The sequence below is a fragment of the Viridibacillus arvi genome (genome assembly GCF_001274945.1).
In the GTDB taxonomy this organism is placed as follows: Bacteria; Bacillota; Bacilli; order Bacillales_A; family Planococcaceae; genus Viridibacillus; species Viridibacillus arvi.
On record NZ_LILB01000001.1, the window covers coordinates 183585 to 206289 of the forward strand.

At 33.9% G+C, this 22705-nt stretch carries 23 protein-coding genes and 3 pseudogenes; 16 read left to right on the plus strand and 10 right to left on the minus strand.

Annotated elements, in window-relative coordinates; all coding sequences use genetic code 11:
• Positions 1–11: 11 nt before the first annotated feature.
• Positions 12–437 (plus strand): OsmC family protein, encoded by a 426-nt coding sequence (locus AMD00_RS00820; protein WP_053415207.1) that lies wholly within the window; start codon positions 12–14, stop codon positions 435–437.
• Between the two features lie 80 nt (positions 438–517).
• Here AMD00_RS00820 and AMD00_RS00825 read toward each other — a convergent pair whose 3' ends face one another.
• Both AMD00_RS00825 and AMD00_RS00830 read right to left on the minus strand, forming a co-directional pair.
• On the minus strand, positions 518–1861 hold the full coding sequence (locus AMD00_RS00825; protein ID WP_053415208.1) for a TldD/PmbA family protein: 1344 nt from the start codon (positions 1859–1861) through the stop codon (positions 518–520).
• Positions 1862–1864: 3 nt separating this feature from the next.
• Entirely contained in the window at positions 1865–3253 is a 1389-nt protein-coding gene (locus tag AMD00_RS00830; RefSeq protein WP_053415209.1) for a TldD/PmbA family protein, read from the minus strand.
• Between the two features lie 251 nt (positions 3254–3504).
• Between AMD00_RS00830 and AMD00_RS23765 the strand changes: the two are divergent.
• Together AMD00_RS23765 and AMD00_RS23770 are read left to right on the plus strand one after the other, a co-directional pair.
• Positions 3505–3972: pseudogene (locus AMD00_RS23765) on the plus strand (AraC family transcriptional regulator); the annotation flags it as partial.
• 18 nt (positions 3973–3990) lie between these two features.
• Entirely contained in the window at positions 3991–4485 is a 495-nt protein-coding gene (locus tag AMD00_RS23770) for a DinB family protein (RefSeq protein WP_245639471.1), read from the plus strand.
• Positions 4486–4539: 54 nt separating this feature from the next.
• Here the strand turns inward: AMD00_RS23770 and AMD00_RS00840 are convergent, their stop codons facing one another.
• Complete coding sequence (locus AMD00_RS00840; protein WP_053415210.1) at positions 4540–5493, minus strand: alpha/beta hydrolase; 954 nt, start codon at positions 5491–5493, stop codon at positions 4540–4542.
• Positions 5494–5791: 298 nt separating this feature from the next.
• On the opposite strand from AMD00_RS00840, the gene AMD00_RS00845 reads away from it, so the two are divergent.
• The gene (locus AMD00_RS00845) at positions 5792–6622 is read left to right on the plus strand and encodes a hypothetical protein (RefSeq protein ID WP_053415211.1); all 831 of its coding nucleotides are present in this window, start codon (positions 5792–5794) and stop codon (positions 6620–6622) included.
• A 108-nt stretch (positions 6623–6730) separates the two neighbouring features.
• Here AMD00_RS00845 and AMD00_RS00850 read toward each other — a convergent pair whose 3' ends face one another.
• Positions 6731–7267 carry a GNAT family N-acetyltransferase gene (locus AMD00_RS00850; protein ID WP_053415212.1) on the minus strand — a complete coding sequence of 179 codons (537 nt, stop codon included), beginning with the start codon at positions 7265–7267 and terminating at the stop codon, positions 6731–6733.
• Positions 7268–7591: 324 nt separating this feature from the next.
• Between AMD00_RS00850 and AMD00_RS00855 the strand changes: the two genes are divergently transcribed.
• Entirely contained in the window at positions 7592–8206 is a 615-nt protein-coding gene (locus tag AMD00_RS00855) for a histidine phosphatase family protein (RefSeq protein ID WP_053415213.1), read from the plus strand.
• Between the two features lie 68 nt (positions 8207–8274).
• Here the strand turns inward: AMD00_RS00855 and AMD00_RS00860 are convergent, their stop codons facing one another.
• The 3 genes from AMD00_RS00860 to AMD00_RS00875 all read right to left on the minus strand — a co-directional run bounded on the left by AMD00_RS00860 (position 8275) and on the right by AMD00_RS00875 (position 11705).
• Positions 8275–8700: a ferritin-like domain-containing protein gene (locus tag AMD00_RS00860; protein ID WP_053415214.1), complete on the minus strand. Its 426-nt coding sequence runs from the start codon at positions 8698–8700 to the stop codon at positions 8275–8277.
• A 798-nt stretch (positions 8701–9498) separates the two neighbouring features.
• On the minus strand, positions 9499–10710 hold the full coding sequence (locus AMD00_RS00870; RefSeq protein WP_053415215.1) for an MFS transporter: 1212 nt from the start codon (positions 10708–10710) through the stop codon (positions 9499–9501).
• A gap of 134 nt (positions 10711–10844) precedes the next feature.
• The gene (locus AMD00_RS00875; RefSeq protein WP_053415216.1) at positions 10845–11705 is read right to left on the minus strand and encodes a metallophosphoesterase family protein; all 861 of its coding nucleotides are present in this window, start codon (positions 11703–11705) and stop codon (positions 10845–10847) included.
• A 511-nt stretch (positions 11706–12216) separates the two neighbouring features.
• Here AMD00_RS00875 and AMD00_RS23380 point away from each other — a divergent pair.
• The 3 genes from AMD00_RS23380 (at position 12217) to AMD00_RS00885 (ending at position 15144) form a co-directional block, all read left to right on the plus strand.
• Positions 12217–12366 carry a hypothetical protein gene (locus AMD00_RS23380; protein WP_169786290.1) on the plus strand — a complete coding sequence of 50 codons (150 nt, stop codon included), beginning with the start codon at positions 12217–12219 and terminating at the stop codon, positions 12364–12366.
• A gap of 264 nt (positions 12367–12630) precedes the next feature.
• The gene (locus AMD00_RS00880) at positions 12631–13257 is read left to right on the plus strand and encodes a Type 1 glutamine amidotransferase-like domain-containing protein (RefSeq protein ID WP_053415217.1); all 627 of its coding nucleotides are present in this window, start codon (positions 12631–12633) and stop codon (positions 13255–13257) included.
• 273 nt (positions 13258–13530) lie between these two features.
• The gene (locus AMD00_RS00885) at positions 13531–15144 is read left to right on the plus strand and encodes an extracellular solute-binding protein (RefSeq protein ID WP_245639413.1); all 1614 of its coding nucleotides are present in this window, start codon (positions 13531–13533) and stop codon (positions 15142–15144) included.
• Positions 15145–15279: 135 nt separating this feature from the next.
• On the opposite strand, the gene AMD00_RS00890 is transcribed toward AMD00_RS00885, so the two are convergent.
• Positions 15280–15813 (minus strand): GNAT family N-acetyltransferase, encoded by a 534-nt coding sequence (locus AMD00_RS00890; RefSeq protein WP_053415219.1) that lies wholly within the window; start codon positions 15811–15813, stop codon positions 15280–15282.
• A 212-nt stretch (positions 15814–16025) separates the two neighbouring features.
• Here AMD00_RS00890 and AMD00_RS00895 point away from each other — a divergent pair, with 212 nt between their 5' ends.
• The 4 genes and pseudogenes from AMD00_RS00895 to AMD00_RS00910 form a co-directional block, all read left to right on the plus strand.
• Positions 16026–16853 (plus strand): DNA alkylation repair protein, encoded by an 828-nt coding sequence (locus tag AMD00_RS00895; protein WP_053415220.1) that lies wholly within the window; start codon positions 16026–16028, stop codon positions 16851–16853.
• Between the two features lie 232 nt (positions 16854–17085).
• On the plus strand, positions 17086–17307 hold the full coding sequence (locus tag AMD00_RS00900) for a transcriptional regulator (RefSeq protein WP_053415221.1): 222 nt from the start codon (positions 17086–17088) through the stop codon (positions 17305–17307).
• Positions 17304–17669 carry a hypothetical protein gene (locus tag AMD00_RS00905; RefSeq protein ID WP_053415222.1) on the plus strand — a complete coding sequence of 122 codons (366 nt, stop codon included), beginning with the start codon at positions 17304–17306 and terminating at the stop codon, positions 17667–17669. The genes AMD00_RS00900 and AMD00_RS00905 overlap by 4 nt, the downstream gene beginning before the upstream one ends.
• 226 nt (positions 17670–17895) lie before the next feature.
• Positions 17896–18080: pseudogene (locus AMD00_RS00910) on the plus strand (IS1595 family transposase); the annotation flags it as partial.
• A gap of 304 nt (positions 18081–18384) precedes the next feature.
• On the opposite strand, the gene AMD00_RS00915 reads toward AMD00_RS00910, so the two are convergent.
• Entirely contained in the window at positions 18385–18600 is a 216-nt protein-coding gene (locus tag AMD00_RS00915) for a hypothetical protein (RefSeq protein ID WP_053415223.1), read from the minus strand.
• Between the two features lie 425 nt (positions 18601–19025).
• On the minus strand, positions 19026–19304 hold the full coding sequence (locus AMD00_RS00920) for a hypothetical protein (RefSeq protein ID WP_053415224.1): 279 nt from the start codon (positions 19302–19304) through the stop codon (positions 19026–19028).
• Positions 19305–19700: 396 nt separating this feature from the next.
• On the opposite strand from AMD00_RS00920, the gene AMD00_RS00925 reads away from it, so the two are divergent.
• The 4 genes and pseudogenes from AMD00_RS00925 to AMD00_RS00935 all read left to right on the plus strand — a co-directional run bounded on the left by AMD00_RS00925 (position 19701) and on the right by AMD00_RS00935 (position 22689).
• The gene (locus AMD00_RS00925) at positions 19701–20003 is read left to right on the plus strand and encodes a hypothetical protein (RefSeq protein ID WP_053415225.1); all 303 of its coding nucleotides are present in this window, start codon (positions 19701–19703) and stop codon (positions 20001–20003) included.
• 104 nt (positions 20004–20107) lie between these two features.
• Positions 20108–20749 (plus strand): 2OG-Fe(II) oxygenase, encoded by a 642-nt coding sequence (locus AMD00_RS00930; protein ID WP_053415226.1) that lies wholly within the window; start codon positions 20108–20110, stop codon positions 20747–20749.
• Positions 20750–20806: 57 nt separating this feature from the next.
• Positions 20807–21185: pseudogene (locus AMD00_RS23775) on the plus strand (PBSX family phage terminase large subunit); the annotation flags it as partial.
• A gap of 481 nt (positions 21186–21666) precedes the next feature.
• The gene (locus AMD00_RS00935; RefSeq protein ID WP_053415227.1) at positions 21667–22689 is read left to right on the plus strand and encodes a LacI family DNA-binding transcriptional regulator; all 1023 of its coding nucleotides are present in this window, start codon (positions 21667–21669) and stop codon (positions 22687–22689) included.
• Positions 22690–22705: the final 16 nt, after the last annotated feature.

A 22705-nucleotide genomic window follows, 5' to 3' on the forward strand; every position in this document is an offset into this window, starting at 1 on the left:
GGTTGATTAATATGCAAATAAAAGCAAAATGGCAAGGTGGACGTGCCTTTGAAGCAGTAGGGCCAACAGGATACCCAATGGTAATGGATGCAACTGCTAACTACGGGGGAGAAGGTAAAGCTGCAACACCAACTGAAATGTTACTTAGTTCTTTAGCAGGTTGTATAGGTATTGACGTTACAATGATTTTAAAACCACATTTAGATAAAATCGATTCTATCGAAATTACAGTAGATGGTGAACGACGTGAAGAACTTCCAACGGCTTTCACAGCAGCAACTTTATTGTTTGATATAAAAGGCGACATAGATGCAAAAAAAGTTTTACGTGCAATTAAGCTTGGAGAAGAGAAGTATTGTGCAGTTTCTGCGTCTTTGAAAGCTGAAGTTACTTATCGTTTAATGTTGAACGGTGAGGAAGTAGCGATTACTGAATAAGATTTATTTAGGAGCTGCCTAGAATATAGGCAGCTTTTTTTGTATACAATGGTTTTTTGTCTACATATTAGATTGGCTTATTAATCAACTGTAACGGAAAGTTCCTTAACAAGTAGTGTAGGGGAACCATAGCCGTCTGGAAGGAAGTATAGGTCTTTACATGTTTCCTCAATATCCTTCATCAATTCATAGAAGTTACCTGCTATGGTCATTTGTTTAACTGGCGAAGCAATTTTACCTTCTTTAACATGGAAACCAGTCGCCTCAACGGAGAAATCTCCAGAAATTGTATTCGCACCTGAATGAAGACCAGACAAGCCAGTAATAAGGATTCCTTCAGATACTGATACGAGTAAGTCATCTAAAGTTCTTTGACCTGTTGCAATGTGCATATTTTGTGGTGCGATAGAGAGCGTGCTTTTGTAAGAAGGTTTATGTGCATTTCCTGTTGTTTCGCAACCTTCTAATTTTGCTGATTTCCTGTTATGGAGTAATGTTTCAAGAGTTCCATTTGAAATAATTGCTCGTTTTTTTGTAGCAACACCTTCTCCGTCAAAACTTGATCCAGACAGTGCCTCTGAGTGGAATGGATCATTTAGTAATGTCACAAAATTTGATGCAATTTGTGTTCCTACTTTTCCTTTTAAAAGTGACTGATCTTTCTGTGCGTTTTCTGCAGAGAAGATAGGCGTAAATGTTGAGAGTAATGCAGCAGCCGCGTTATGTCGCATTATAATAGGATATTTTCCAGACGGAATGGATTTTTCACCGAGATTAGATAATGCTTCTTCAGCAGCTTCTTTGGCAATTTCATCGGCATCTAGCGATTGGAAATCACGAGTCATTTTCCTGAAGCTACCTGTTTTCATTTCTTCGCCGTCTTTAACGACTGTTGAAACGAATATGATAATTCCATTCTTTTTCTCTGTTAATGAAAGACCTTTACTGTTTGCTAATGATTGTTCTCCTGAGAAATTTTGCAGTCCACAATAGTCGAGTGTTACAATACGCGGATCATAAGAACGTATTTTTTCTTCAATAGACTTAATTAATGCAATCTTTTCAGGGATTTGTACATTCGCAAGTTCTTCACTATAAGATTGATAGTTAGTATATTCACTACTTCCATCGAAAATATCAGTTCCATCATCCTCATCAAGCAATTCTGCATTTGCTTTTGCATTGTCTATTAAAAATGATATCGAATCCTCATCGATTTTTTCTGTATAGGCATAACCCATTTTACCGTTATAAAGACCCCGCAAACTAAGTCCACCATCCACAGATGTTTCGTAGCTATCAATTTCTCCTTCAAAAATCATACATTGAAATGATTCAGCTTTTTCATAGAATACTTCAGCTTCTTTGAAACCAGCATCCATTGCTTTTTGAAGCAGTTTTTCTTGGAATTCAGTGATTTTCATTACTTATTCCCCCTTTGTCCCACCGACCGTAATTTCACTGACACGAATCATTGGCTGGCCGACATTAACTGGAAGGCTGCCACTCATCGCTCCACACATACCTGCGCCGTGTGCAAGGTTATTCCCAACGCGATCAACTAACTGCAAGGTTTTTGCTCCGTTCCCTATAAGTGTTGCTCCCCGTACAGGGTGTGTAATTTTTCCATCTTTTACGATGTATGCTTCTTCAACCGCGAAGTTATAGTCACCAGTAGCTGGATTAACTTGACCCCCACCCATATATTTTGCGTAAATGCCATACTCTGTTGAAGCGATAATATCTTCTGGTGTTGATGTACCTGGGGCGATATACGTATTTGTCATACGTGATGTCGGACTGAAGCGATAAGACTGGCGGCGTGAAGAGCCAGTTGATTCAGTTTTCATACGACGTGCATTCAATTTATCAATTAAATAACCTTTTAAAATACCATTTTCGATTAAGACATTTTTTCTTGTTTTCTCACCCTCATCATCAATATTAAGTGAACCCCATTCGTTTGCTAGGGTACCATCATCGATGTAAGTGACGATTTCCGGTGCAACTTTTTCGCCAACTCGATTTGCGAACACGGAATTGTTTTTTGCGACAGCTGTGGCTTCAAGTCCGTGTCCACAAGCCTCATGGAAAATAACGCCACCAAATTCATTGTCAATGATTACTGGGAATTTCCCACTAGGGCATTCTTCTGCATGTAGCATTGTTACTGCTATACGTGCTGCTTCTCCTGCATAGTGAGTCAAATCTAGGTTTTCCATAAATTCAAACCCGGCATGAGCACCAGGTCCGTAGAAACCAGTTTGCAGTTCATTGCCTTCTGAAGCAGTTGCTTGAATGGCTAGTCTACTGTGGACACGAGTGTCTTCAATAAATTTTCCTTCCGAGTTAGCAATGAGTATATTTTGTTCTTCGTCCATGTATCTTACAGTAACTTGACGAATGCGTTCATCATAATTTCTAGCAATTTCATTTGCCTGTCTCATAATAGAAGCTTTCCTTGCATGTTCTACAGTTTGAGGCATTTGCGCGATTTGGTGAATTGGGTCAAATATCTCTTTTTGGAGCGGGTGAATCGTACCTGTCCCACCGCCTTTTATAGCAAGTGCAGCCCGCTTAGCTGCGAGTAACAAGCCTTCTTCAGAGATATCATTCGTATATGTGTAAATACTTTGAAGACCAGAAAAAATACGTATACCTATTCCAAAATCACGACCAGATATACTTTTTTCTATTTTGTTACTTTGTAATGCAATGTTATTTACATACTTATCTTCAATGAATATTTCAGAGAAGTCACCCCCCGTCGAAAGAGCCGCATTAAGCACGTTTTCAATAATAGATTGTTTGATCATTTACCTTGCCCCCTTTATTAAATTATAACGTAAAAGGGGATTTGTAGTTGGAATAAATAGAATTTTTTGTATGTTTTAAATTTATTTTCAAGGATACTATTGATTACAATAGTGATAAAAGTCAGTGTACTTAAGATTTAAATATCCAAAAGATTGACGACAATAACCCTTGAAAATAAGCCTTAATAAAAAGGATTTTTATATTATATATAGAATTTGATATTTAGTACAATAATTGGAGGTTATTAGAAATGGGTATAGTGATTAAAAAACTTCCAGACTATGAGGTAGCCTATATTAGGCATGTTGGAAGTTATTTTGAACCTAGTAATCATTGGGGAAGACTAGGGGAGTGGGCAGCAAGGAATGGGTTGTTTCCACCTGCGCAAAATTATATAGGATTGTCTCTTGATAATCCTGAATTTGTAGCTCCGGAATTGTGTCGACACGACGCTTGTATTACATTATCAAAGGATTTTGTAAAAGAAGAGCAATCGGAAATACAATTTAAAACAATAACAGGGGGACTGTATGCTCTATATCAGTTCTATGATACACCTGATAAATTAGCCAACGCTTATCAAGCCGTTTTTGGAGATTGGATACCTCAAAGTGATTATGTTGCAGATGATAAGATTAGTCTTGAATTTAGTTTGAATAATCCTTTAGATGATATTGAGGGGAAATGCAAAGTTGATTTGTATGTACCTATAAAGAAAAAGTTATCTAAAGATGAAGTGATTACAGAATTTGAGCAAGCACAAGACTGGGTTAATAGCTTGAAAAAGCATCCTGAGAAGGACTTTTTCGAACCCATTGAGAATGGTAAATGGTCTGTAGCTGAAATTATTGCGCATTTAGCATTTTGGGATAAATATGTACTAGAAGCAATACTGCCAAATATGAAACAGAATACTGATATTAAGAGTATAGACTTTCAAGAATTAAATGATCAGGCATCTAACTATGCTTTATCAGGTATATCAGGTATGAGCCTAATAGATCAATTTGTAGAAAGTAGAGAACGTTTAGTAGCAAAATTAAGAGGCAAATCTGACGCTGAATTTCATGTGCAATTTAAAATTAATGGAGATGAGATTGACCTATATTCAGGGGCGCCTTTTTCAATGTATAACTATATTAGCAGCTTTATTTGGCATGATAACCATCACAAAAAGCAAATAATTGAATTTTTTAATAGTAAGTATTCTAAAGATTTTCAGGTGAAATAAGAAACAGGAGTTAAGCTGTTTTAACATGCTTAACTCCTGTTTTTTTAAGATTGATTATATTAAGCTATCTTTTGTTGTATTTTCAAATGCTTTACTAAGTGTACTTGATACAAGTTTTATAGCATCTGCACCTTCTTCAAGTAGACCAGCCATCCAAAAGAAACCATGAATAACACCATCGTATCGTTTCAGTTGAACAGGGATGTTCGCTTCTTGCAATTTTTTTGCATAAGCTTCACCCTCATCTCTTAAAGGATCATATTCAGCGGTAATAACTAATGCAGGTGGTAAGTCCTTTAAATTAGTTGCTTTTAGAGGAGAGACGTAAGGACTTTCTCCATCACTATCACTATTTAAATAATGGTTCCAAAACCATTGCATTGTGTCTTTTGTTAAGAAGTATCCATCTGCGTAATCCAAATAAGAAGAAGTATTTAAATTATAATCTGTCACAGGATATACCAATACTTGTTGAATGATATTGTTGACATCAAGGTCACGCGCTTTCAATGATACAACAGCTGCGATATTTCCCCCGGCACTATCCCCGCCTACTGCGATTCTAGAAGCATCTATGTTTAACTCTTTTTCATGATCTATTAACCATTCTATCACTGCATAGCTATCATCAATCGCTGCTGGAAACTTATTTTCTGGCGCTAATCGGTAGTCAACAGATACGATTACACATTGCGACTCGGACGCAATTTGGCGGCAAGGAATATCCACTGAATCAAGGTTTCCAATAACCCAGCCCCCACCATGGTAATAAACAAACACAGGTAGAGCCTCTTCACTTTTAATTGGTGTATATATTCGAACAGGAACTTCTCCAACATTCGTGTCTAGAGCTCGATTGACAACACTCTCTATCTCTACACGCTCACCTGCTAATTCTTCTATAGCAATACCGTTTCGTGCTTCTTCTGGACTTAATTCGTGCGTTGGTGAAGTACCTGATTGTTCTAATTGCTCTAGCAATAACTTTACTTCTGGCTTTAATGCCATATTAAATGCTCCTTCCTCTAAATGAGAGATATAGATTAATATGAAAAGTATTAATACTTTATTCTATCAATCGTTTTATTTTAATATTTAATTAATTTGGCCCTAAAATATTTGAATAAGGAAATGATCTACCAACTCGCTAATTCTAGCTATACAACAAAAATTTATTAAATAATGCTAAAATAGCAATACCTCTCATACATTAGAAAGCGACAAAAACTCACCAAGTTTATGTTGTGGAAATTGAGGGTAAAACATTTAAAAGGGTAGTTAATCAGTTAAAGGGAGGAAGATAATAATGAAAGCAATAGGAAAAGTATCATCTCTGCTTGTTATTATCAATTTACTATTTGCCTGTTCTAATGATAAGGCAGAAGTAAAGACAAATGATGAGAATAGTGAAAGTAAAACTCAAGTTCAAGAGGAAAAGGATAAGAACACTAACGGAAAAATTGAACAAAATGATTCTGTCGAAAAAGAAGTTGTCAAAACGAATAATGTTCTAACTGAAGATGAAATATTGAAGGCAATCAAAACACAGTTGAAAACGGATTTATCTAAAATATTGCCAAGCAAATTACCACTATCTAAAGGAAAGCATTTAACAGCAACAACTAAATCATCAGCTAATTATTATGAAGTGGTATTTATGGAAAGTGATAAGCCGATAGCTATTAATAATAAGGCATTAAAAAATAAACATAAAGCAAATGTGATTGCTCGACTAAACGTTAAAAAGTACTCTAATTTGACAAAATCGAGTGAACAAATAGCATTTGAAGATTATAGCAAGCTCGGAGGACAAAAAGTGAATCTGGGTTACGGCATTACAGGTTATCAGGATGCTGGAGCTGGTTCAGTATTTACAAGTTGGAATGAAGGAAGATGGGCACTTAATACACGCTCGCTAACAACGAAAGGGGAGCAAGGGGTAAAATTAGCGAAAGAAGCAACAAAATTATTAGAAACTAATACACTCCCAATTCCTAAACCAAATGGACTCGTTCACCTTGATGTAGAGCGCTCAGGTAACAGAATTACTTGGCAAAAAGATAAAATCGTGTATACCATTGATCAAGTAAAAGATCCTTTAGACGCTTTAAGAATTGCAACTTCTTTCGAAAACTAAATCATTAAGAAATGGAAAATAGAGCTGATTCTACCATGAGGAGAATCGACTCTATTTTTTTATCCCAAGACCCAATGGTTGAATAAAGTCGTCATTATTTATATAACACTAGTTATTTACTTTTTTAAGCATTGAGTAAATGAATGTATCGTGAGCTTTACCATTTTGGTACATATAGTCGCGAAGAATGCCTTCTTTTTGAAACCCAACTTTGGTAAGTAACTTACTAGAGGCTGCATTATCAACAAATACTATAGCCCCTATACGAGTTAACTCCATATCATCAAAACCGTAAGAAAGAATTGTAGATACCGCTTCTAAAGCATAACCATTTCTCCAATGGTCTGGATGAATTTCATAACCTATTTCTGCTCGTTTATGATTAGGTGACCAAGCATGAAAGCCAATTGTTCCAATTATGCCCTTTATGCCTTTTCTTTGAATACCCCATCGTATGCCTCTTTTTTCAGCATAGTTTTTTGAAAAAAGTTCGACGACTTTTTCTGCTTGTTGTATATCTTTAAAAGTATCTTGTCCATAATAACGTGTAACATTGTCATTAGAAAAATATGCGAAAATATCTTCTGCGTCATCTGTAGTTATTTCTCTTAATAGTAATCTTTCTGTCTCTAATATAGGAAACATCTTATTACACCCCTTGTTCTTCATTTGAATATCTTTGATTACCTTAAATATTCCTATAACACTAAGTTGAAACCTCATACAACATGTAATGTTTTGTAGGATTTGATTTAAAAAATATTACTAAAATCCTATAACTTAACAATAATAGTAACTTAAATCTTTGCAGATATGAAGAAACAATTGTTTCTTTATAGGATAAAAATAATTAATTTCCCAAAAAATGTATGTATTTTCATATATGAATATGTGTAAGATAAAGGGGAATTACAGCTAAGATTTATATCCGATTTAATATTTATAAAAACTATATTGGAGGAACAGAATATGAGACTATTGATCATTAGACATGGAGAATCAGAAGCAGATATTCTGAACGTACATGAAGGAAGAGCAGATTTTGAACTTACAGAAGTTGGACAACAACAAGTGATTCTTTTATCAGAATGGGTAAATAATCATTATAAATTAGATAAAATTTATAGTAGTTCTTTGAAAAGAGCGACTCAAACAGCCTTATTATTAGGCAACAAACAGCAAATTGAAATCGAATATGAAGAAGATTTAATGGAATGGAATAATGGATTAATAGCTGGGCTATCAAGAGAAGAAGCGGAAGAAAAGTATCCTATAGTGAATGGTCTAGCACCTCATGATGCTGTTTATGAACAAGAGTCTATATTAGATTTTAGATATAGAGCAGAAAAGATACTTTCTAAAATCATTTCTGAAAATCCTGATGGTGCAACTATTGCGATTGTAAGTCATGGAGGAATGATAAACAAACTATATCAATCATTTTTAAAGCTTCCATTTGATACAAATGCGATTTTTCATTGTGGTGACACTAGCTTGCACGAATGGACCATTAAAGATAATAAAAGGCATATAGTATTTTCAAATTGCTTGGAACATCTAAATAAATTATGTATAAAGAGCTGACGAATTTTCGTCAGCTTTTTATTTTTGAATATTAAGGAGAGGCAAATAATATTGCCTCTCTTTTTCAATTAACCATTGTTCATAAAATACAAAAACCAAACAGCGTGATTTTGTTCATCAAATGATACTTGCATAAATTGTTGCTGTATAAATGAATTATTAGCTTCTCTAGCAACACTGTGATAAAAGTCTACGGTTTCTTGTTCATCCTTAAAGGCATGAAGAATGCCACTCCGATAATTAGTAGGACAATTCACATTCATTTTAGGAGTGAACTGTGTCCCTGTAAGTGAAAAATAGATTTGTGAAAAAATCTGATAATGTCTCATTTCATCACTTCTAATTTCTAAAATTCTATCTCGAATATCTTTATTTGGGGCTTGTTTTGACAATACTTCATAACACTGAATAGCTGTGAATTCCCCGTCAAGGGCTTTAGCAATATCAGCTAACAACTTGTTCGGTACTTGTTGTTGTAACGAATTATAATTCAAAATCCATTCACCTCGTTGGATATTTTATGTAATGTTATGAGGAAATGTTACTTGCTTAAGCATGATTTATCGAACAAAAAAGGATGAAGATATTATCTTTCATCCAATGTAAGAATCATTAATCTATAAATGATGAATATCCCAAGGTACCCCCCTGTGATTAAGAACAGAGGATCGAGAAAAACCTTGTGGATTGTAGTCATAAACACAGCATTGTCAACGATGATTTGATATATGGATGTGGATGCAATACTTCCAAAAATAATGGTTGATATAACTGCGATTATATTAAAAAGCATTGCGATCAACTTATTTTTATTCTGAAGATAAACCATAATAATAGGTAAAACTATGCTAGACAAGACTAATAAAATCTTCAAAATGCCACTCCTTTAATTAAGGCTATAGTTAGCTAATTATTACCTTAAATAAACGTATATAAACAAAAATATAATCAATTTTTCTTGCATGAAGAATAATATTGAGTAATAAAAAAATTAGGAGTGACTTGTATTAGTAAAAAGGCTGTAACTAACAAATATTCTATTAATAGATGGCGTTTAGCAAGTTAGCTTAATTAGATACATAATCTCCAATTTATACTTGTTTGAGGAGAGGAGGTATGGCTAGTATTAAAAGTTTATCAATGGAAACTGCAGAAGAACTTTTAATTTAAAAAAAGTGGCAATCAAGCATCAAAAAATAAATGATCTTTTTAAGACCCTTATTTCATTTTCTCCTAAGTTAAAAATACTAATTTATTTGAAATACTCGCGTCATTTAGACATAGAGTAAATCTTATAAATTTCTTAATTTCTTATCAGCACGCATCCATTGGAAAGCTAGTATTAGTAGTAGTAGGCCAGTAATCCAATAAAGCCAAATAATGCCTAGAAAATCCATCATGATAAAGGCAATCAATGCACCAAATGCCGCTCCTATATCTGAAGATAATGTATATAGAGAGAGGACAGTCATCTGTGATTTACCAGTTGCCACATCAGTCGCAATTGAATCACTCATTGTCACTAAAAGTGTTATAGATAATTGGAATACAAAAATAAAGAAGATAAATAGTATAGTTGAAAATTTTAAAGGTAAAATGAAAAAGCAAACAGAGGCCATCAGTAAAGCAAAGATTAAGACTTTACTTCTTTCCCATTTTTGATCTGACCATTTTCCCAGTAATGGAGCTAAAAAAGGTTCCCATCCTGTTCTTATTGCTTGGAATATCCCAGCAAGTGATGCTGCTCCTAAAGATAACCCGAAGATTAATAGATATTCTTTAATTTGCATACCGATTAAATTACTTAAAGTAGAATTAAAAACGCCAAATATGACAAAGTAAATGATTATTCCTGTAGTCAAGGATAATACGATACGTTCATCTTTCCATATACTTTGATGTTTTTTCTTTTCCTTATTCATCGATGCCTCTTCATCTTTTGTTTTTGGTATATACTTCAAAACAAAAGGGATGCTACAAGCGCCTATGATTGAGAACACTGTTGTAACAGATTGAATGCCAATTTGCTCAGCTAATATTCCTCCAAACAACATCCCAATTAGCGTACCTAATCCCCAAAGACCATTAAATAATCCTACATATTCACCTCTTGTTTTCTCAGTACTATATGTAATGATGGTCAGATATCCGCCTAAACGAAACAAAGACCATGAGAACCCCCATAAGCACCTTGCTATGAGAAGAAACCATATGCCTTTTAAGTATCCATAGGAAAAAGTAGAGATTACAGCTAATACGACTGCTAACAAAATCCCCATTCGGGTGTTTACTTTACGATAGAACCAGGCAATAAAAGAATTAATGACGATTCTGATGAAACGATTAATAGATAAAAGTACGCCAACCTGCCATAATGCTGTTAAACCAAAGAATTTCCAATATAATGGAAGGACAATGAAAAGCATTTCGTTGCCCAATAAACAAACAGCCATTACGAGTGCAATAACAATAACAGGTTTTTTCGAAGGTACATTTTCAATCATTTGATGTAATAACCTTCTTTCTTATTAAAGCAGTTACATTTCAACCCCCAGATAGAAGTGGGGAAATGGTCGTGAAAGCCCGTTTGACCAACAAACCATCGAAGGTTTAGTTCACTATTGATGGAAGTGCTAACTTATAACAATATTGTATGATCAAATTCTTGAATCCATTGCTTGTTCGCAAAGTCACGTCCCGCAATTCGGATGCTATCGTGGAATACTTGCACATACAGCCCTTGACTGCCATCTGAGTTCACTACTGTGTCTCCACCTTCTCCATCCGGGCCCCATGTATTGTAAATTGCTCCTGTACTAACGAAAGTTGTACCCTGTTTCACCAACATATTAGGGTTACGAAGATCCCAATGAGAATGCCCTGCAAAGATAAAAGCGTGTTTCAGATTTGATAATATTTTTCTTACTTCTTTATCTTGTATAACACCATTTTGATAGTATTCTAAATCTGTTTCGTATGTAGAATAGGGTAGTGGCTGATGTAGGAATAAGAAAACAGGCTTGTTATCCTGTTTCAAAGCGATTACCTTTTCTTCTAACCAGTTTAATTGTTGCTCGCTTAATACAGCTGAATCTTTTGTAGGGCTACCAATAGGACCCCAACTCTCCGTCCCTAAAAAAAGAAAGGGATATTCGTGTATCATTGCATCATCATATACGTTTTTAAGGTTACTGAAATTCAAAAAACGTTGAATGGAAGGATCATTTCCATCATTTTTGAAGAATTCATGATTACCAATTGTATAATACGTCTGTTCTGGATGAGGATTTTCTTCAATGATTTTTTTGAATATTTCATAGCTCTTACTTTCGCCATTATTTACTAAATCACCATTAATAATTAATGCCTCTACCTCAGGATTTATATCATTCATATCTTGTAAAGCAGAAGCAAGTTTTTGTTGTGACACTACATCAAGTTCAGTAAGCTGAATATCACTAATTACAAAAAATGAAAATATAGGTTGTTTACTACTCATTATATGTACCCTCCTAAATAATCTATTGTCTATAATGCCAAAGGTTTGTTTAGTTTCGGAACACAAAAATACATTAGTTCGAATATTCAATTTAATAGTAACACCAAAAGTTATAGAGTCAACCCATTCAATTTTAATGTTGAGGAAGAGTAAAGGAAGGATTCATTTTTAATTTCTGTACTGTTCTTATCGATATCCACCAGACAATTTCGCTATTTTAGTAATCTTAGGTAATTCAAGGTTGTAAAGCTATTTGTAATGTGGTTTTAGGATATTCAAGCTGGAGTATTATTTTATTGCTGGTGCATTAAGTTCTGAGTTAATTATTGGAAAATTAAGTTGACAATTAGGATGTTTAACTATATATTATCCGTAGTCATAATATTCTGATTACAATCAAGTACCGTGATATTTTTTTACTAAAACTTATACCTACAACCCGTTGGCGGTATATACAAAATGCAATATTGTGAGTTTAGCAATAATTTATTAAATGAAAGCGTTTGCATTTTTGAAACACATTAAAAGATACATTACGCCGATTGTTCATGTGGCGAAGGTGAAGCCGAAAGCGGAATCAGCTGATTTTGTTGATGTCGAGTGGAGGAAAAAACGATTCTTGAACAAAATGCTATTTTTGAAGTTTCCAAGTATCCAATAAAAGATGCAGATGTAATTCGGGGTAAGAAGGTCTCGCCCGAAAATGTCTAAACGGGCAAGGATTTGGACAAGGCACTCACTTATAAACGATTGATTTCCTATGGTGGTTTGCTGAAAGAGATACTTAAGGAATTGTAACTTAGAGATGCCGAGTATGGCGATCTGATACTTATTGACGAGGATTCAGACGGGGGGGAAATGGCGCTATTGATGTCATGGCAAGCTTAAAAAGTAAGCAATTGAAATACACAATAAGGGGGACAATATGAAATTTTATCTTTCATCTTTTAAAATTGGAAATGAAGAACGGAAACTAATCGAATTAACGGGAAATGGGAATAAAAAAGTTGCATATATCAATAATGCATTAGACTTTGCGACTGATTTAGAAAGAAAAAATAAAAGTGATATTGCAGACGTAATCGAACTGCAAAGACTAGGTTTCTCAGTGGATATTTTAGACTTGAAAATGTACTTCCATAACCACGAAGGATTGAAAGAAAAGCTTGATCAATACGATGTTATTTGGGTAAGAGGTGGCAATTCTTTTGTTCTTGCACAAGCAATGAGATTAAGCGGTTTCGATGAAATCATTAAAAAGTATTATAGAGAAAAAAGAGATATTCTATATGGTGGATATAGTGCAGGTGGTTGTATCCTTGGACCAACTTTAAAAGGCATACACTTAGCAGACGAACCTGAGCAGAAACCTTACGGAAATGAACATCAAGCTATATGGGAAGGTTTATGCATTTTGGATTATGTAATTGTCCCACATTATAAATCAGACCACAAAGAATCTAACGATATGGACCGAGCAATTGAATTTATGATCGAGAATAAAATTCTATTTAAAGCATTGAGGGATGGAGAAGTACTCATAATTGAATAGGGCTAATTCTTAATAAAGGAAAGTATCGTAACATATCTACTTACGCTTCATAGACAAATACATATGTAAGGCCAACTAGTTGACATGATAAGAAAATAGCGAAATTTGAGAGATTTTCTCTCAAGAATGAAGAAGTGATAGAAGACACTACTGTTTTTGGTGACTTGAAAACCCATTCGTCACCTGGGCTTACAATGGAATTTTTTCTAAAGGTGTTACGAATGGAAAATTCAAAGGGATACAAAAAAAGAGATAAATGAGGGGGAGATTGTATTGAAGAAAGGATATTTTGCAGGTATTGCAAGTTTATTACTAACTACTAGTATTTTAGGAGCTTGTTCAAGTAATGAGGGAGTAGATGGTAAAAGTGAAAATGTAAGTAACTTAAATAAAACGGGCATGCCAATTGTGAAAGAAAAGATAGAGGTTGATGGATTTGCTGCAAAGCGCTTTTCTTCACAAGATTGGAGCAAGCTTATGCTTTGGGAAGAGTATGAGAAAATGACGAACGTTGAAGTAAACTGGGAAACCGTTTCTACAGAGGTATTGTCTGAAAAGCGAAACTTAAAGCTTGCAGCTGGGGATTATCCTGAATTTTATTTTGCTTCTGCTTTTCCAAAAACAGATTTAATTAAATATGGACGACAAGGTGTATTTTTGCCGTTAAATGACTATATCGATAAGTACGCGCCAAATTTCAAAAAAATACTAGATGAGTATCCGTCGATGAGAAAAGGAATTACTATGGCAGATGGGAACATTTATGGATTCCCTGCAATTTACGATCCGAACTTTGAAGCCTTACATATTGGGACACCTTGGATCATGCAAGAATGGTTGGACAAAGTAGGGCTGAAGGAGCCTGAAACGCCTGATGAATTATACAGAGTATTGAAAGCATTTAAAGAAAAAGACCCGAATGGCAATGGAAAAGCAGATGAGCAAGGATGGGGTGGAGGAGATGGTATTGCCCCATTCATTGACTATTTACGAGGGACATATGGTTTGAATAAACAAGGGACTATGAACAAAAACCTCGACTTTAAAGAAGGTACTGAAGAATTCCGCTTTGTTCCTGCTACTGATGAATACAAGGAATTACTTAGATTCTTGAATAAACTTTATACAGATGGCCTAATTAACAAAGATGTGTTCACGACTGAATCCTTGCAATTTTCTACAGAATCGTCTAAAGGGGTCTATGGAATGCTAAGTGAGATTGACCCAGCAACATTACTGCAACTTGATGGTTATGTTGGTGTACCAGTTCTTAAAGGGCCAACAGGAGAGCGTGCATACAATGCAATGACGAACGGTCTTGGAAACTTAGGTATGTTTGTCTTAACAGATAAAGCGAAAAATCCAGAAGCAATGGTTCGCTGGATGGATTACTTTTATGGAGATGAAGGCAATAAGATGTTCTTCATGGGTTTCGAAGGTGTGACATATGAAGAAAATGCAGATGGTACAGTTAAGTATTTAGATAGCATTACAAATAACCCTGACGGCAAAAATTTAGACCAGGCAGTAAGTGAATACTTAACTTGGCCAGGTGGATACTACCCTGGAATCGTAAGGAAGCAATATTTCCAAGGAGCTGAAGGAAAAGAAGCTTCTGCAATAAATGCTGAGAAAGCGAGACCATATCGTATAAAAGATGAAGATATTCTTCCAGGACTAAACTATACATTGGAAGAAACAGACAAGATTAGTACTATTACCACTGATGTTCAAACATATGTAGACGAAATGACAGCCGGATTTATTACGGGTAAACAAAATTTTAGTAAATGGGAGGATTACAAGAAATCACTTGATAAAATGGGAGTACAAACTTATCTTGAGGTTTCTCAAGAAGCATACGAACGTATGAAAAAAGAAAAGTAATATGAAAGAGCGCATACGAAGTTATTCCTTTGTATGCGTTTTACTATGTAGTATTAAAAATGTTCAGATGGTATTGTAAAGTCATTTTTTTGAGTTCTCAGTACAATAATCATCCATTTTATTAAGGTCTAGTTATTAATTTTTCACTTTAAAATCTTTAAGAAAATACAGAACTAAATCATCATCATTTTCACATTTTGTATATTGTTCTAATTGTTCTTCCTTATACCAAACCCCGGAGCCATCAGGAATATACCCTCGTTTTACATACATGCGTTGAGCAGAACCATATCCATAATGCAATCCAACCGCAAGTGAAACAAAGTTAGTTTTCTCTTTGGCAAGTCCCTCTGCTACATCCATCATTTTGTTGCCTACACCTTTATTTTGAAATTTAATAAGGACATTTAGGTCAACGATTTCCGGTATGTTTTTATTTGCAAAAGGACCAATTTCAGTGTTTGGAAGTAATGTAACGTATCCAGCAACTTCATTGTTTACTTCAGCAACTATTACAGACCTTTCATTCTTCTCCTGCTGATTAAAATAGTTATTAAATAAATCAGAAGGTTTCTCCCAATTTTGCTCCGCGAACGCAGTGACAAACTTTTCTGCATCGCTTTTCAGCATTGAACGAATAAGCACATTATTATCTTTATGATATATCATCAGTATCCACCTTTCGCCAATTCTTGTTTTATATAAGTGATTGTTAATAGTTTATCTTGTTTTACTGAAAGTTTCTATTTATTAAAATATTACCAAAGGTGTGAGGTGATAAGATTTATTGAATAGGTTACAATAATATTATTGAAAAATTACCTTATTTATATATTGAAGGTACAATTAGGGTTTATTTTTGATGAAAAGGAGGGTGTTAAATGCCTGTTAGTGAAGATATTTTAAACAGAAAAGGTGCCAGAAAGGCTAGTGAAATCCCCAATGAAGTTCTAGAATTACTTAATCAAGGTGAAATAGAGAGTGTTAATTTAACTGAATGGCTTTCAATTGATCATAGGTCATTAGTAAAGAGTATTTTACCAGCGATTGGTTTAGAAGATAAAGTAGAATTTGTCATATCTGAATTAGAGCAACAAGAAGCCCACTCTGGCATGAAAGCTATACGTATGACAGGAGCTTTGTTAGATAAAGTGATGGAAGGGCAAATTGATAGAAAAAGGGAAGAAATCATTATGAAATGCTCCACACATATGTCAGATAGTGTAAGGTGTTGGGCAACATTTATGAATAAAACTTCTAATGACTCACTAGAATTTAAATTGAAATATATTGAGACATTCGCAGCAGATCCTCATTTTGGTGTTCGGGAAATTTCCTGGATGTCTATTCGAGAAAACCTTTCAGAGAACATAGAGCTGAGCGTGAATTTGTTAAAGGAATGGGCAAAAAGTGATGATGAGAATATACGCAGATTCTCAGTTGAATCTATTCGTCCACGTGGTGTATGGACGAAGCACATTGAAACACTAAAACAAGATCCTCACCAAGCCCTCCCTATTCTTAATATACTCAAATCAGATTCCTCTAAGTATGTTCAAGATTCTGTTGGAAACTGGTTAAATGATGCTAGCAAAACCCAACCAGAATGGGTAATAAATGTGTGTGAAAAGTGGGAGAAAGATTCAGATACTAGGGCAACGTGTAGAATTATTAAAAAAGCCAAGAGAACAATAATGAAGGATAATTAAATTGAAAATCATTTACTTTCAACTCAATATCCTAAAGACTAATTATTTGACCGGGTTAAATTACTTTCTTACTCAGAGTTGCCAAAAGTGGAATTAGCAAATATAGAGCGGATATTTACAGTAGAAAAGAAATACATAGTCTGACCATTTAGTGATTAAAAGCTAATTGGTTATTTTTTTATTTGAAATAAGAACAAATGTTCTGTATACTAATGAAAAAGGAGTGAACATAGTGAAAGAGCAGCTAATCAAAGCCATGCAGCGCAATCAAATTATTGATTTAATGTATATGTCGAAAGGTGGAGAGATAACTAAAAGGCGTGTAAAAATCATTAAAATGACCGATGGAATTTTCCAAGCTTATTGCTTTGTAAAACATGCTAAAAGAACTTTCATCATAGAAAATGTTCTTGCTACTAGTCCAGTAATTCGAAAAGAGAATGAAGTTGTATGATTCATCAAGATCCACAAATTCATATTCATAATGCAATTATATTAGAACTTACACTTCGCACATTAGAACGTGATAAAAAACATATGGATTCGTTAAAAACAAATTTTGCTTTTAAAGCGTGGATTGATCAAGAGTTAAAAAATTTAACGAGAGATCTAAGAGATGTGAGCCGAACATTGGGTATGCATGGCATGAAGGTATTGGAAGGTATAAAGGAAATTGACGAATATTTCGTCGCTTATACTGTTAAGACTCGAGGAAATGACAAGGAATTACGTTATTCTAAAGTAGCTTTAAGAAATCAAGTAAATGAAGAAGTAAAGAAAAGACTTGGATTGGAATATAGAGGGCAACAGAGTTAAATTACTTAACTCTGTTGAAATGTAATAATAAAAGTAACTATAAAATATAATTACAGAGTGAAATTCGGCATCCTTCGGGGTGCTTTTTTACTGTAGTAAAAAAAAGTATCTAACTAATACTTATTGAATGTTTAATATTCCTTTATTTGAGGGCGTAAATTGGCACCACCCCTACTATGTTCAATTATTAACAAAAGCCTGTTTTAGTATAGATTGTTGCTTTTTTGGAATAGTTGAGAGTGACGAAACCTTTTTTCGTGAGTCTATGAAAGGTCGAGAAATCACTCATAGAAAAGCCAATAAGCGTGGAGAAAAGGACAAGAAAAGGGGTATCTCAAACCTTAAAATTGCTGTTGTGGTGAATCAAGACCGCAATAGTAATAAGTTGCTCGTAAAGCAGGAACAGGGAGGTCAGTAATGGCTTTTGGTTAAGGTTCAACCATTTATAATTCTTACTTACTATCTTTTTTATCTTTTCTAACTTTTACAGCAACCATTATACAGACAAACGCTCCCATAAAACTCGAAAAAATTGCAACAAAAGTACCGTTATCTATTTCCAACACCCCCAACTCAAAGTTAAATCCAACATCTATAAAAAATTTTAGAGTTATTCTATCAAAATAGATAATTTTTAGAAATTTTATTCTACAAGCAAAAATCTTTTAGAAAACAGCCTAACAAAAAAACACCCTATATGGATGTTTTATTAATATTACTGTTGGTTATGGCAAGGTGGGAATCCATTGATATCTTGGACCATGTGCAAGTCGTATTGTTTGAGGGCGAATTGTGCTTGATATAGGTATTCTGTAACAAGAAGCTTTCCGCCTGATACACCACACAAAATACCTGAAGTCCCTTGACCATTTGTGAATGAGATTCCAACAGGTTGACCTATTAAGTACCCAATTTTAAAATGCCAATGCATAATTTTCAATCCTTTTTGCACAGTATATGTTTTTGAGTTACTAGGTGCCTGTACGTTTAAAGATTTTATAAAAGGGAGGCAATGGATGTTTGTTATGTAGCTATGTACTTATGCAAAGTCCTTTGATGTTGAAGAAACAAAAAGAGAGTGAAATTGGTTCTGTCTGTTTGTAAGCTAAAGAAAGCAATTGAAGAAACTGAGGATGAGAGATTTCAAATTATTTTGGATAAACATGAAGAGGTGCAGTAGAACAACTGAAAGTTTACGAAAATAAACAAGCATGTGGGGGAAAAGTTCCGCTATAATTCAACAGTTATAATCAAAAATAGAATTTAAAACTATCATTAAGCACCACGACTGCAAAGCACGTTATATAAAAATGAAACGAATTATTCTTTCAAATTTACACAACTGAATTTTTCATACTATTTCCTATAAGGCCTCTGTTTATTAACTTGATTCTTTAGTTTTTCTAATTCAGTGGTTAAATAATCAATCTGTTTTTGCATATTTCTATTACTTTCCTTATCTTTTTGCTCATTATTAATTTTTTGTCGTTCTGCCTCTAATGCAAGAAATGCTGAAATTGTGGATATTGACTCACCGATTGTAGTTATTGCTACCCCAAGAACGAGTAGCTCAGCGGCCTGAAGTGATAAGTCATTTCCATTATCTTGTCCTAAGCTTTTATTATTTCCCTTCAAACTATTAGCCTCCAGTAATCAATGTCATATCATAACTATTTTATGCTACATATATTTTTTTATGAAGGATTAGTAACGTATCTAATTCTCATTTTGAGAATTTATTGAAACATGGCAGTAATTATTAATAGTATCTTTTACATATGTTCATCACTACTAATTATCACAAATAAGCGTTCGTTATTGCCGTAGTTAAAAAACGCTTCTATTAACAGGTTAATTGAAGAAAAATGGGGAACCTCGACAAATGAAGGTTTCCCTAATTACTAAATAAAAACAAACATTTAAATTTAATAGAGTTTAAATAATCAAGTTATATCTAACTGAAAGAAGTGTGATTTACATCACAGACTTGAAGTCTTTTACAACTTATAATTGGTGTAGGAGGCGAATATTATGTTAGATATCGATTATTTAGAAGATGAAGCATTTGAGAGTGTCGAAGAAATTGTTAGTCAATTTATCGTGAAAATTGGTGATCAGAAGATTAAAATAAGAATTACTAAAGACGCTAATAAACATTTTCAATTTGTAAACAGTCATTACTATCAAGGAAGTAAGCAAGCAGATCCATATATTGCATATATAGCAAATTTTCCTTCTGAAAAAATAGCAATAATGAATGCAAAATTACAAATAGTTTCGTCTTATAATCCAGAAGATAAAAATGGTGTTTGGATAGAAAATGATTCGTTCTAAAATAGAAGCATCCTTAGGGGTGCTTTTTTTTTTTTTGAAAAAACTGAATATATAGAAAAGTGTGATATATTAATAATATCCAATCAGAGATGGGGAAAAGAAAAATGGGAGATCAAACGGTTAAACATAAGGAACAAACGATTTTTACACACATTGGAAACACAATTGTAACAGAAGATCGAGAAATCCAAATTATTTCAAGATTAGAAGAGCCTCTTATTGTCGTGTTAGCAAATGTATTAAGTGATGAAGAATGTGAAAAGTTAATTGAAATGTCTGAAAATAAAATGAAGCGTTCTAAAATTGGTGTTTCGCGCAAAATAAATAACATTCGGACGAGTAGTGGTACGTTTTTAGAAGAATGTGAGACAGTTACTAGAATCGAAAGAAGAATCGCTTCAATCATGAATGTTCCTGTTGAACATGGAGAAGGGTTACATATTTTAAAATACACAGTCGGCCAAGAATATAAAGCACATTATGATTTTTTTGCAGAAAACAGTGAAGCAGCGAATAATAATCGTATTAGTACCCTTGTCTTGTACCTAAATGATGTAGAAGAAGGAGGAGAGACTTTCTTTCCAAAACTCAACCTTTCTGTATCTCCGAAAAGAGGAATGGCGGTATATTTCGAATATTTTTATCAGGATAAATCATTAAATGAGCTCACTCTACATGGTAGTGAACCTGTTATTAAAGGTGAAAAATGGGTTGCGACGCAATGGATGAGAAGACGTTCGTATTAAGATAACAATTTATTGCGATTTTTTTATCGTTTTCGACTTCTTATGCCCAAGGTTTTAGCTACAGGTGCATTGCTAAATGAAGGTACAGCACTTCATGATTCATTCTTGAAAGAAGTTATCTCACGTTGTTCATATATGGGTGCAAGGGTCTTGATAAATACTAACTCGGAGAATCCCGCACATTCAGTTAAAACGGTTTACATTAATAAAAACGGACAGATTTTAGATAGTGGTCGTATAAATATTCGAGAATATCATTTCACATGTTTGATAACATTTATCTGAATCCAGAGTATGTCGAGAGTATTATCGTATCTACACCAACCTGAATGTTTACAGATAGATATATATACATGGTTAATGGGTATCTGCTGCAGGTGTTATTTATAAAGACTTCCGAAAAGATGTTCATTACATTACTGCAGAACAATTCAAGTAGGTTAATATCGTTAAATACTTGGAGGGCATTGACTGGGGTTACAATAAAGTTGTCAAATACGATTTACAATTTTTATAAAATCAGTATAAGCATTACATATAAGATATAATTTAAATAGTCTTTTTAAAGGTTTTGATAATTGAAGAATCAGTATTGTTAAATCGCATAAATACGCTGATAACTGTAGTTTTATATTGTTTTAACATTAAACAACCCCGGCATTTAAAGACTAGCTTAAAGATAAATTATGTTAATAAAGTAAATAAAAAATATATTGACAATTAATATTCAGGATTATATATTGTATTTAGTACCAATTTTCAGAATATAAAAAAGGTATTGATATTTTTTTAATTTAACTTGTACCTACAACCTGTTGACCTAATATAAAGTGAGTAAAAAATTTCCTATACTACTATAAAATATGTTGTATAATAATAGGAATTGAAAACGGTTGCAAGGGAATGAGGTACATAAAATGGTTAGATTAAAAGAAATAGCGGAACATGTTGGTGTTTCAATTACGACAGTTTCACGTGTCATTAAAAATGATCCCTCACGGAATGTGAACCCTGATACAAAGAAGAAAATATGGAAGGCAGTTAAAGAGCTAGGTTATATACCAAATGAATATGCAAGACAACTTGTATTATCTTCAGCGCAAGAGAAGAAACATACAAAGAGGATCGCATGGCTCGCAAGCTCGCGTTTAGCGGAGACTAACCCGTACTTTTCTAAAATTTATTCAGGCATTAACGAAACCTTAAATGATGCGGGCTATACTTTATTGTTAATAAGCAATGAAGATTTAGAAGATGATGTACTTTTTCATCAAATAATCCGAGAAAAAGAAGTAGATGGTGTATTACTGATTGATGAGGTTGACGATGAAAAACTCACTGAAATTAAGGATTTAATTCCAGTCGTTGGCGTTGATTTTAACTATAGTGATCATGCAATTTCTACTGTGGATTACGATAGGGAAGAAGCTGCGTATCAAGCTGTTGAACATTTAATTACAAGAGGTCATGAAAAAATTGGTTTCATCGGCGGTGGAATTGGAATTGAAATGACGAAAGAAAAACGTTTCAAAGGCTTTAAAAAGGCAATGAATGATTTTGAATTAGCAATTGAAAAGCACTGGATCATTAATTCTAATTGGTGCATGGAACAAAGCTACCTGGCAGCAAAAAAAATATTGAGTGAGACAAAAAATAACCGTCCAACCGCAATTTTTTGTGCAGGTGATTTACTTGCAATAGCAGCTATGCGGGCTGCTCATGAACTTGGACTTAATATTCCAAGTGATATTGCATTCATAGGAATTGATAATAACGAAATGGCCCAATACATTGTGCCTGCGTTAACAACTATATCAGTTCCACAATATGAAATGGGTGTAATAGCAGCAAAAACGTTAATGAGTCAAATCGAAGATAATCCGAATATGGCATTAAAAACTTTATTACCATTCGAATTATTAGTTCGCCAGTCTACATAATAAATCGTAAATTAAT